Annotated in this window: 8 protein-coding genes; 4 read left to right on the forward strand and 4 right to left on the reverse strand. The window is 40.9% G+C overall.

The genetic code is table 11. The annotated features are described in order from the left end of the window. Positions 1–272: 272 nt before the first annotated feature. Positions 273–1,175, reverse strand: coding sequence for a LysR family transcriptional regulator (locus tag Q4574_RS15510; protein WP_303475133.1), 903 nt, complete (start codon positions 1,173–1,175; stop codon positions 273–275). Between the two features lie 318 nt (positions 1,176–1,493). Here Q4574_RS15510 and Q4574_RS15515 point away from each other — a divergent pair, with 318 nt between their 5' ends. The 3 genes from Q4574_RS15515 to Q4574_RS15525 all read left to right on the forward strand — a co-directional run bounded on the left by Q4574_RS15515 (position 1,494) and on the right by Q4574_RS15525 (position 4,528). Then, positions 1,494–1,859: a CidA/LrgA family protein gene (locus Q4574_RS15515; protein ID WP_303475134.1), complete on the forward strand. Its 366-nt coding sequence runs from the start codon at positions 1,494–1,496 to the stop codon at positions 1,857–1,859. After that, positions 1,859–2,530: an LrgB family protein gene (locus Q4574_RS15520; protein WP_303475135.1), complete on the forward strand. Its 672-nt coding sequence runs from the start codon at positions 1,859–1,861 to the stop codon at positions 2,528–2,530. The genes Q4574_RS15515 and Q4574_RS15520 overlap by 1 nt, the downstream gene beginning before the upstream one ends. Before the next feature lie 234 nt (positions 2,531–2,764). Continuing rightward, positions 2,765–4,528: a glycoside hydrolase family 9 protein gene (locus Q4574_RS15525; RefSeq protein ID WP_303475136.1), complete on the forward strand. Its 1,764-nt coding sequence runs from the start codon at positions 2,765–2,767 to the stop codon at positions 4,526–4,528. A gap of 62 nt (positions 4,529–4,590) precedes the next feature. On the opposite strand, the gene Q4574_RS15530 is transcribed toward Q4574_RS15525, so the two are convergent. From Q4574_RS15530 to Q4574_RS15540, 3 genes are read right to left on the reverse strand one after another with little or no spacing between them, the layout of a single operon-like run. Continuing rightward, on the reverse strand, positions 4,591–5,316 hold the full coding sequence (locus Q4574_RS15530) for a hypothetical protein (protein ID WP_303475137.1): 726 nt from the start codon (positions 5,314–5,316) through the stop codon (positions 4,591–4,593). A gap of 60 nt (positions 5,317–5,376) precedes the next feature. Next, positions 5,377–7,236 carry an alkaline phosphatase gene (locus tag Q4574_RS15535; protein ID WP_303475138.1) on the reverse strand — a complete coding sequence of 620 codons (1,860 nt, stop codon included), beginning with the start codon at positions 7,234–7,236 and terminating at the stop codon, positions 5,377–5,379. A gap of 14 nt (positions 7,237–7,250) precedes the next feature. Further along, positions 7,251–8,834, reverse strand: a complete 1,584-nt coding sequence (locus Q4574_RS15540) for an alkaline phosphatase (RefSeq protein ID WP_303475139.1) — start codon at positions 8,832–8,834, stop codon at positions 7,251–7,253. Positions 8,835–9,350: 516 nt separating this feature from the next. On the opposite strand from Q4574_RS15540, the gene Q4574_RS15545 reads away from it, so the two are divergent. Next, the gene (locus Q4574_RS15545) at positions 9,351–11,426 is read left to right on the forward strand and encodes a bifunctional diguanylate cyclase/phosphodiesterase (protein WP_303475141.1); all 2,076 of its coding nucleotides are present in this window, start codon (positions 9,351–9,353) and stop codon (positions 11,424–11,426) included. The last annotated feature ends 42 nt before the right edge of the window (positions 11,427–11,468 follow it).

Here is an 11,468-nt window from a genome sequence, read left to right on the forward strand (position 1 = left end):
CCAAATAATTAGTTTTGGTTGCATTATGACTAAAGTATTCAATTCAATTGCGTATGCAAATAACTATTTAAAGAGCTATGTAAAGAACGAGGGGTGGAATTGGGGAGGAAAAAGCGTGGGTTTTAGATATTTGCTGTTGCATCCAACCAATATTGCAAAACAGGATTTCTCGCATTTAACTTAAATAAAAAATTTTGGATCGGTAAATCAGTTGAAATAGGCTAATTTTGGTTTGATATTGCGTCACAGTCTAAGGCTTCACTGGTGCAACTTTATACCACTTTCACTTGTTTAGATAAATTCATAAACGTAGTTAAATAATCTGGTGGTGCTTCATTGGCGCGAATTCCTAGGTGTATCGATTTTCGAATTCCGTTTTTCGCCATCGCACTAATTAACGATATTGGTTTGATATCCATGTGTTGTTGATACTCTTCTACTAACCAACGTGGTAGTGCAGCAATACCGCGATTTGCGGCTACCATTTGCAGCATAATTTCCGTATTTTCAATGAATTTGTGTTGTTTTACACTGGCGCCCGCTGGGGTTAAAAAATGGCTGAAAATGTCTAACCTGGTAGGTTCTACGGGGTAAGTTATCAGAGTTTGCTCTGTTAAATCTTGTGGCACAATTTGTTTTTTAGTGGCTAGCAAAGATTTCCCAGATACAACCAAAACGTGTTCATAATCAAAAACTGGGGTGTAAATCACGTTTTGATGGATCAACGGATCAGGGGTGATAAGTAAGTCTATGTCATACCCAAGTAAGGCGCTTAAGCCGCCAAACTGAAATTTTTGGCGAACATCTACATCTACGCCTTCACAAGCTGTGAGAAAGGGATTCACTACTTTTAGTAGCCATTGATAACAGGGGTGACATTCCATGCCAATTCGTAGAATGCCTTTTTTGCCTTGGGCAATTTGGTCTAACTGCTGTTCCGCATACTCAAATTGCGGTAACAAGCGGTTAGCTAGCCCAAGTAGTTGGTTACCTGCTTGGGTTAGGCGCAATTTACGCCCATCTTTTTGCCATACTGGCACCTCATAATGGAGTTCTATTTTTTTTATTGCATGACTGAGGGCGGATTGGGTTAAACAAAGTTGTGAAGCCGCTTGGGTAACCGTTCCTGTTTCGGCAACGGCTTTAATGATACTGAGATGACTACGATCCAACATAGTTGACTAATCTTATGAAGAAAATTCATGAATAAACCAAAATGTACCATTATAGTTCATTTATTCAAATGCTTAATGTGGGAAAATGGTGGGCTATTTGAATATATTGATAGTTAAATATTTAAATTAGTCAAAAAGTTAAATAGTAAATTGCGTTAGTTTTTTGCCCCATTGATAAACAACCTCCTTAAGTAACCTGTTTAATTGAAATAGTACTTACGGACTATTAATTTCCTGTTTAATTTAACCTGGTGCGCAGACTTGTGATGACATTCTGGTATTATCAATGTATCTATTATTAATGGGCATTAAATCAGTGTGTTAAGTACGATCTTTAAGCTTTTCTTTTCCATCGCTATTATCTTCTTATTTTTGTGGACAGGCATTTCAATTCAAGCCTTATCAGGAATATCATTCCCCGGCAGTATCATCGGTATGTTGCTCTTATTTTTCTGTTTATCAGTCGGCATTGTCCCCGTTCAATTTTTGCAAGGGGGAGCCAAATTAATGCTAAAACATATGCTGTTGTTCTTCATTCCTATTTCTGTAGGACTAATGAATTATTTTGATGTTCTCTATCAACAAATGGGGCTGTTTTTAGCTTGCACCCTAGGTGCAAATATTTTGGTCGCTATACTGCTCAGCTATTTGTTTAGAATGCTTAACTCTGGGGAGAAGGAATAATGTGGATTGGCTTAACAATCATTGCTTATGTTGTTGCCTTGTTTGTTTTAAAACATCTGAAAGTGCCGTTTCTGAATTCATTGTTGCTAGGCATGACAATGGTTATGTTGGTGCTCTACGGATTCGATATACCCTATGAAACTTATTATGCACAAACCAGTTGGATAAACTATTTCATGCAAGCTGCGGTAGTGGCGTTAGCTTATCCATTGTATGAGCAATTGCCACAAATTCGCTCTAACCTAAAGTTCATTTTGCTATCGTGTTTTAGTAGCTGTTTTATCTCAATTTTTTTAACGGGGTTTGTTGCCTGGTTGTATGATACGCCAGCACCACTTTTAGCATCCATTATTGTAAAATCTGTCACCACGCCTATTGCCGTGGAAATTAGTGCAAGTTTAGATGGGCAAACCGCTATAGTGGTGATCTTAGTGTTAATTGCTGGATTAACAGGCGCAACCTTGTTTTATCCTATATTTCGATTATTAGGGGTGAAAGATGCGGCGCATCGTGGGATCATTTTAGGCAGTCTTTCTCATGCTATTGGTACTTCTGTCAGTGTGAAGCATTCCTCTAAAGATACCGCTTTCAGTTCGGTCGCACTGATCATAACCGCGATTTTTTCATCATTTCTTGCTCCCTTGGCGTATCAATTTTTTATATGGATTTAGTCGTTCAGCCGATTCATTATGTTTTTTCGAAATTACAAAAGAAGAAAAAGCAATGAAAACTGACTGGTATAAATTTCCTTATTAATCCATTCTTTCACACTGTGTTTTAGGGAGCCAAAATGCTTCAGATATGCGTTTAGGCTTAATTGCGGTTGATTCATTGGTGAGGTGCTTGCTTAGACCCGTGCTGCTTGTCATGAATCCATTTTATCGCCCATTAATTGAGGGAACTAAATGCTTAAATTTCATCAAAAAACATTGCTGTCTGGTTTAATATGCTGCGCAGTAACCTCGGCTCTAGTCGGCTGTAAAACAGCAGATAAAACTTCTCCCGTCCTCAAGGCACAAGGGATAAAAAAATCAGAGCAAACCATTCAGGTTAATCAACTGGGATATTTCATAAATGGTGAAAAAGGGGCTATTGTGTCACGTACCCAAGAAACCTCTTTCCGGTTGCGAAATTTGCAAGGAGATTTTGTATTTGAAGGCCCATTGAGTGAGCCGAAAAGCTGGTCTGCCCGAGGACCTGAGAAATTTCAATTTGCCAACTTTTCGAGCTTTTCTGAGCCCGGTATTTATAATTTAACCATTATGGGAGCAGGTTCTGAGCTTTCTCGGCAAATAAAAATTGATGAGCAAATTAACCAACAAGCACATAATGCGGCCTTAAAATATTTCTACTTTAATCGCGCGGGGATGGCATTAACTGCGCCTTATGCGGGCAAATTTCAACGTCAAGAAGGGCACTCAGATCTAAACGTGATTGTGCATCCCTCCGCAGCCAGTACTAGTCAACCGGCATTTAGCACAATCAGTTCACCTAAGGGGTGGTATGACGCAGGTGATTACGGTAAATATACGGTAAATGCCAGTATTGCTACCTATACATTATTAGCTGCCTATGCTGATTATCCAGACTATTATGACAATCTTTCACTGACAATTCCTGAGAGCAATAATCAGCTTCCCGACATTGTTGATGAACTTATGTGGAATCTTGAGTGGTTGCATACCATGCAAAATGAGGAAGGTGCGGTTTATCATAAACTCACTACCTTGCAGTGGCCAGGTAAAGATATGCCGGCCGAGGACACTGCAGATCGTTATGTCATTGGTTTCTCGACATCTGCTGCATTGGATTACGCAGCCACCCTTGCCGCGGCGAGCCGCATTTTACGCCCTTTGTTTGCGGATAATCCCCAACAACTGGAACAGTGGTTAACAAGTGCTCAAAAAGCATGGGACTGGGCGAGTGCCCACCCAGATTATGTCTATCAGCAACCTGCAGATGTGAGCAGTGGTGAGTATGGGGATGATGATTTTGCAGATGAGTTTGCTTGGGCTGGAGCTGAATTGTTTTTAGCCACCAAAGAACAGAAATATTGGCGGGCATTTCAACAATACAATAAACAGCTTAAAGAGCCTGACTGGAGCAACGTTGCAGCGCTGGGTTACTTTAGCCTGGCCAGAGAAGGGAAGCCATTTTTAGCGTCTAAGGATTTTCATACACTTCAATCAGAACTGATAGACTACGCCGATGCTGCTATAAAAATATATGAAAACACAGGGTACGGTGTGACGATGAACTCGGACGATTTCGTGTGGGGAAGTAATGCGGTTGTCTTAAATAAAAGTATTATGTTGCTGAACGCGTTTCGCATTACAGGCGATGAAAAGTATCGACAGGTTGCCCAAGGAAACCTTAATTTTGTATTCGGCCGCAATCCCACAGGTTATTCCTTTTTAACTGGCTTTGGTGAAAAAAGCCCGAAAAATCCACATCACCGCATCTCTGCTGGCGATAAAATAGATGAACCTGTGCCCGGTATGTTGGCTGGGGGGCCACAACCTGGGCAACAAGATAAATGCGATTATGAGAGTAACTTTGCGGCTGCGAGCTATCTTGATGACTGGTGCAGCTATGCGAGTAACGAAGTGGCGATTAACTGGAATGCGCCTTTGGTTTACGTACTGGGTAGTCTACTAGCCAGTGAGTAAATAACCAATAATGGCTAGAGTTTCTATCATAGTAAAATGAATTACTATGATAGAAACCAAAATTAGTGTGTGTGCTTTCCTAACGCATGTCCCTTATCGTCAAAAAAGCCACTGGCACCTGGTTCGATGAAACCTTGCGTCACCATTTTGGTTAAAAACGGATCTGAATGGTCGTCACCGATATCGGCAAAATCAGTGGTTTGATAACGCATTAGTGTTTTAAAACGCTGAGCAATAACTTGCTTATCAAAGGTGACTGAATCCAGCTGCCAGTTAATTTCTTGACCTCTGGTGATAATTTTAAACGATTGAATTAGCTGCAATTCTGGTTGCCAATGTAGTATTAGTTTTTGCTGTGGGTTGGTATATTCGAATACATCCACAGTATTACAACCGGTACCCGAAGTGCTTTTGTGTTCCATTACTTTGAGCATTTTATCGCTAATCAATTGATAGCGAAAAGACCAATCTTTATCTTGCTTTCCATGCACACGCTCACCAGGTTGATATTCTATTGCTCTTTGGTAATCATCAAAGTAGCGAGTGGGTTTGATGGTGTTTTTATGTGATTTTTCCCATCCCTCAGTTATTTCAGTTTGTGGATAAACATGAATAACAGCGTTTACACGTCGCCACAATTCGAGTTTTTTAGTTTGCTCTTGGGCATGTTTTACTGAGGTGACTATAGTGTATTTAGCAATTAAATCATCGGCTTTCGAGGCGCAGTTTTGGGCAATTGAAGAAAAGCTAAAACCGCAGAATATACATAGTATAACGAAACGTTGCATTGTGACTCCAAAAAACAAAGAGGTAGCCTGAAGGCTACCTCGATGATGTTAAGTAATTGATTATTGAACTACTTCATTGGCAGTTTCAACCAAGTCTGCAGCGTAATCCATAACATGGAATATCACGCTTTGTTCATTTGTGCCATTCACTAACCAAGCACCAGGACCTTTTGCATGTATACCTACATCTTCTCCAGAATGGGTTTCTGAACCAAGGGGGATTAGCGCTTCTTGATGGTAACCAGAGGCGGTAGTGTCAACATCTGTCAGGTCATGGCGACCAGCGGCATTAGCAAAGCCATAAGCTGCATCTGCATCAGTCTCGTCGCCCAAGTTTTGGAAACCAAGCCCGTTAGTGTAACCCAAAGTGGTGTATGGCATGCCGTCCGCAGCGGTGGCTGGTTCGTCAGCGCCAACATTGACTACTTTACCCAAAATTGGATTGCCGCGTTTAGGATATCCAGCAATAGTGAAAACATGACCGTGATCAGCCGTTACAATTATCAGGGTATCTTCGTCACTGGTTAACTCATCTGCTTTAGCAACGGCTTCAGCAAATGCAATAGTGTCAGTTAACGCGTTGTAAGCACTTCCAGCATGATGACCGTGATCAATACGGCCCGATTCAACCATTAAGAAGAAACCATTGTCGTTATTATCAAGTACTTTGATGGCTGTCTCTGTCATTTCAACAATAGACGGTTCGCCAGCAATATCATTGCCACGGTCAGCTTCATACTGCATATGTGATTCATTAAAAAGACCAAATAGTTGTGGCGTGTTTTCAGTATCAATAACATCGAAACCTGATTGATCATAGACGTAAGTACCTGCAGGATAATTTGCCTTCCATTCAGCGGTTAAATCACGACCGTCAGTGCGATCTCCTTCGACGCCACTTACTGCATCAGGGCTGTTGAAACTGGCATCATTAGGTAAAAAATGACGACGTCCGCCACCCATAACGACTTCGATACCATCGATATCAAGACCTTCATAACGATCTTCTAGGTTGGTTTCGAAATTGACCAGTTGATCTGCAATATCGATACAACCCGCTTCAGCCGCTTCAGTCGACATATCTGAAATATCTTCCCAGTTTCTATCAGCGGATTTAGCATAGGTTGCTGCTGGCGTGGCGTGAGTAATACGCGCGGTTGAAATGATGCCAGTTGACTTACCTGAAATTTCAGCAAGTTCAAGGGCGGTTACAAGTTCATTTCCGGAAACGGTACTGCAATCACCTCGTTCAATAGCCTCATCAACACCAATGACACCAACATCCGTTTTCACACCACTCATCATAGCTGTCATGGTACCAGCTGAGTCGGGGGTTTGTGCATCCACATTGTAAGTTTTAGATAATCCAGAAAACGGAAAACGTTCAAAACTCAATTGGTTTTCTTCACCGTCATTGCCATTTAATTGGCCGGCTAATATGCGACTGGCCGTAACCGTTGAAATGCCCATACCATCACCAACGAACAAGATTACGTTTTTAGCTTTACCACGAAGTTGTTCAATTGTTTGTGCTGAGTCAGAGCTCGTTGCTTGTTGCCAAACTGTCTTGTTCTCTTCAACTTCTACAGCGCCAGTGACAAACCAGTCATTATTAAGACTGGTTAGCAGTTCAGTTGATGACAGGGCATTTGAGCCAGGTGAACATACAAAGTTTGTAGCGGTTATTTCGTCTGTTGATAAGGCTCCATCTCCGTTTGCATCTATGCCAGAATCAATTTGCACACCACCTACTGGACAATTTTCATTGCCACTAGATAACTGGGTTTGTAAAGTTAAGCTATTCAGTCCATTGCTGCCATTAGAACCGTCTGTTCCATTTGCACCATCATCACCGTCTAAGGTACAAGCACTTAGTCCAGCAATAGCTATTGAGATCATACTTAATTTAAAAAGGTTCATTTTCATCACTCCGCTTATTCTTCTACCAGATTCAAAGCCTGATTAATCAGGTGGAATATCACGTTTTGTTCAATTACGCCTTGCACAAGTTGGCTACCAGGGCCAATAGCGTGTAGCGCTACGTCTTCCCCTGAATGGGTCTCAGAGCCAAGTGGGATAAGCGCTTCTTGGTGATAACCGGAAGCGGTAGTGTCAACATCTGTTAAGTCATGGCGGCCGGCTGCAATATCAAAACCGTAAGCTGCATCTGCGTCCGTTTCATCAGCTAGGTTTTGGTAACCTAAACCGTTTGTATAGCCCAAAGTGGTGTATGGCATGCCATCAGCAGCAGTAGCTGCTTCTTCTTCGCCCACATTTACTACTTTGCCTAGAATCGGATTTCCACGTTTAGGATAACCTGCAATAGTAAATACATGACCGTGATCAGCCGTGACTAAAATGAGGGTCTCAGAGGGATCGGTATTTTCATATGCATATTGAACGGCTTTTTCCAGCTCCAATACATCAGTTAACGCATTGTATGCGCTTCCTGCATGGTGGCCATGATCAATACGACCTGATTCCACCATTAAAAAGAAGCCTTTTTCATTGTTATCAAGCACCGATATGGCTTTCGAGGTCATTTCGCTTAAAGAAGGTTCGCCTGCTACATCATTTTCGCGATCGGCTTCATATTGCATATGAGACTCATTGAATAATCCAAATATTTTGGACGTGGCTTCCGTATCTATGGCATCAAAACCAGCTTGATCCATAACGTAGCTGCCATCTTCGTATTTCGCTTGCCATTCAGCGGTGAGATCTCTTGAATCTGTGCGGTCACCTTCAATGCTGCTGACAGCATCTGCACTATTGTAACTGGCGTCGTTGGGTAAAAAGTGACGGCGGCCACCACCCATTATGACTTCAATACCATCCACATCTATACCGGAGTAGCGTTGTTCTAAAGTCGCTTCAAAGTTCACTAATTGGTCGGCAATGTCAACACAACCTGCAGTAATTGCAGCTTCAGGCATATCCGAAATATCTTCCCAATTCCTATCGGCAGATTTTGCATAAGTCGCTGCTGGCGTTGCGTGGGTGATGCGAGCAGTAGAAATAATCCCTGTTGATAAGCCTTTCACCTCAGCTAATTCTAACGCGGTAACCACTTCGTTACCTGCCACTGTGCTGCAGTCGCCACGTTCAATATCTTCATCTACACCAATCACGCCAACATCGGTTTTTAAACCGGATATCATGGCTGTCATCGTACCTGCTGAATCTGGGGTTTGTGCGTCAACATTGTAGGTTTTTACTAATGCAGTATAAGGGTACGATTCGAAGCTTAGGTAGGCTTCTTCACCTGAGTCGCCTTGCAGCTGGCCTTTCAAAATACGCGAGGCAGTTAATGTAGAAACCCCCATACCATCGCCTACAAACAATATGACATTTTTCGCTTTGAATTGATTATCAACAGCAAACTTTTCTTGCATTTTAGATTGTGCATCGGTAAACCACGCACTATCAGACTGATGTTCAGGTAATACATTAGCATGCATACCTGTAGAGACTGCGAGCGCAAGGGCGCTGGCGGTAACTTTCCAGTTGAGTTTCATTCTTATTTCCTACGATTAATATGGTGTATTGTCAAAAGACTGTGGCTAACAGTTAAAGGTGCAGAATATGTTGAAAAGACTCTAGAATATGGAATTCCAGATACCACGCAAATCCAATTTCTGCGATGAAAAAGCTTAGGTTGGAATTGTGATAATTGTGTTACAAATAAAATAAGGTTTTATGTCACTGTGATGACACTGTCTTATATTGGTTAACAGTTAACCCCTCTAAATCCAATGTTTCGAGGCGTTTGAAAGTAAGTCAGATAGAGGAAGTGTTTGATGTTCCTCGTTATTCACGAAATTACAATTTATATTTTCCCTTTGATATTTCGGTCCGTTTAAGTCTCAATTTAGAACCTTACGAATCGGCTATTATTGTAACCTTTAGAATTGCTGATTTTCGTTCAATATATTCCAGCAACCTTTGATTAATTGCTTTTTACATTGATAGTGTTAATTTTTTATTTACTTCTACTATTAATGTAAGCAGTGTAATTTGGAGTAGTTGACACAATGAGTTCAGATAAAATAAGCAAAGTTTTGTCTCATCAATATGAGCTCAACGATCCTCTCCACCAATTATTTGATGCTGTTAGAGTCATTTCGGTCCAAGGGTATGATGATCAACGTAGAGTTATCTACTGGAATGAAGGCAGTGAAGTACTTTATGGTTATACCAAAGCTGAAGCCTCGGGGAAAAAACTAGAAGATCTCATAATCCCAACTTATATGCGACAAGGGGTCATTGACGCTCACCAAAATTGGCTTAAAAATGGTATCGAGATCCCTGCAGCGGAAATAACCTTACGAAATAAAAGCGGTGCTGATGTATCGGTATTTTCAAGCCATGTCATGTTCACAAATCAATATGGTAACCAACAAATGTACTGTATTGATATTGATTTATCGGATATTAGAGAAGCTGAAGCTCAGGCTTTGTTTAAACAGCATATGCTCGAAACCATTTTTGAAGCCATTCCTGATCTATTCTTTTTGATGGAAAAAGATGGGAGGATTATTGATTATCATACCAGTAAAAAAGAAGACTTATACGTTTCTCCTCAGCAATTTATTGGCAAGAACATGTCGGAAATTTTACCTGATGAAATTTCCAAAAAATTTCAGACGCATATTAATAAAGTAATAAAACAAAAGGAAATGAGTAGCTTTGAATACGACCTCACTATGCCTCAAGGAATTTCATATTTTGAAGCGAGAGTTGCCTACTTAACCGAATATAAGCAGATTATAGTTGTTATTCGCGATATTACTGAACAGTATAAATCTGCTGAATTGATTCGTCATCAAGCTTACTATGACAGTCTAACCTTACTACCTAATCGCTTTTTAGCATTAGATCGGCTTTCGCAAATATTAATCGAAGCGAAAAGAACCAATCAAAAAGCCGTCGTCATTTTCCTTGACTTAGATGATTTTAAAAAAGTGAACGATTCATTGGGCCATGAAATAGGTGACAAGTTGCTGGTTAAAGCTGCCCACCGGTTAACCCAGGTTGTGCGCAAGGAAGACACAGTAGGACGTTTAGGCGGGGATGAGTTTATCGTTTTGTTGAAGGGGTTTAGCAATCATAACGATGTATTAACCATTGCAGAAAATTTACTAAAAGTGTTTCGAACCCCGTTTAAATTGGCCGGTAGAGAATTAATGCTTACCTTAAGTATTGGCATCGCTATTTATCCTGAGAATGGCAATAGTGCCTCTGATTTATTGCGAAATGCCGATACTGCCATGTACCAAGCCAAATCGTTAGGGCGAAATACTTTCTCATTTTTTACTGTTGAGATGAATAAGTCGATGCAACGTCGTTTTGAAGTTGAAGAGCAAATGCATGCCGCGCTCGAACGTGGTGAGTTTGAAGTCTACTATCAACCTAAATTCGAAGTTAATACGAATTCAATTGTTGGGGCGGAGGCGTTATTGAGATGGAACAATGCAACACTGGGTAATGTTAGCCCAAATGAATTTATACCCATTGCTGAACATACAGGTTTAATTATTACCTTGGGCGAGTATGTGTTTAACCAGGCTTTAGGGTTTCTGAAACACTGGCAGCAATGTGATAAGCAGGCTTACACAATGGCAATTAATTTGTCTCCTCGTCAATTCAGAGATCAGAGTTTGGTTACGAATTTGCAAAAAAGCCTGCAAACCATAAGCGTCAATGCAGAATTTTTAGAACTTGAAATTACCGAAGGGGTGTTGATGAATGGACAAGCCTACATTCATGAATCCTTAGCACAAATCAGCGCCTTAGGGATAACCTTGTCCCAAGATGATTTCGGAACGGGTTATTCGTCGCTAAGTTACTTGCGTCAATATCCCTTTGATGTGCTTAAAATTGATCGTAGTTTTATTCATGGGATCACAACCAACAAACCAGATTGTGATTTAGTTAAAGCGACCATTGCAATGGCAAATAGTCTTGGGTTAACCGTTGTTGCCGAAGGCGTTGAAACGGAGCAGCAATTTGCGATATTGAAACGTTTAGGTTGTGACTTAGTACAAGGGTTTTATTTTAGCCGACCACTAACTGCCACCCAATTACTAAAATTTTCAAGTAAGCAATAAAACCATTAGTCTACTGCAATGTTTGTATTAATAAGTGCCAGT

The organism is Aliiglaciecola sp. 3_MG-2023 (assembly GCF_030548205.1).
Classification (GTDB): Bacteria; Pseudomonadota; Gammaproteobacteria; order Enterobacterales; family Alteromonadaceae; genus Aliiglaciecola.

Coding starts and splice junctions, on each gene's coding strand:
- Q4574_RS15545 (WP_303475141.1), top strand. CDS start 9,351: ATGAGTTCAGATAAAATAAGCAAAGTTTTGTCTCATCAATATGAGCTC.
- Q4574_RS15530 (WP_303475137.1), bottom strand. CDS start 5,316: ATGCAACGTTTCGTTATACTATGTATATTCTGCGGTTTTAGCTTTTCT.
- Q4574_RS15525 (WP_303475136.1), top strand. CDS start 2,765: ATGCTTAAATTTCATCAAAAAACATTGCTGTCTGGTTTAATATGCTGC.
- Q4574_RS15520 (WP_303475135.1), top strand. CDS start 1,859: ATGTGGATTGGCTTAACAATCATTGCTTATGTTGTTGCCTTGTTTGTT.
- Q4574_RS15540 (WP_303475139.1), bottom strand. CDS start 8,834: ATGAAACTCAACTGGAAAGTTACCGCCAGCGCCCTTGCGCTCGCAGTC.
- Q4574_RS15535 (WP_303475138.1), bottom strand. CDS start 7,236: ATGAACCTTTTTAAATTAAGTATGATCTCAATAGCTATTGCTGGACTA.
- Q4574_RS15510 (WP_303475133.1), bottom strand. CDS start 1,175: ATGTTGGATCGTAGTCATCTCAGTATCATTAAAGCCGTTGCCGAAACA.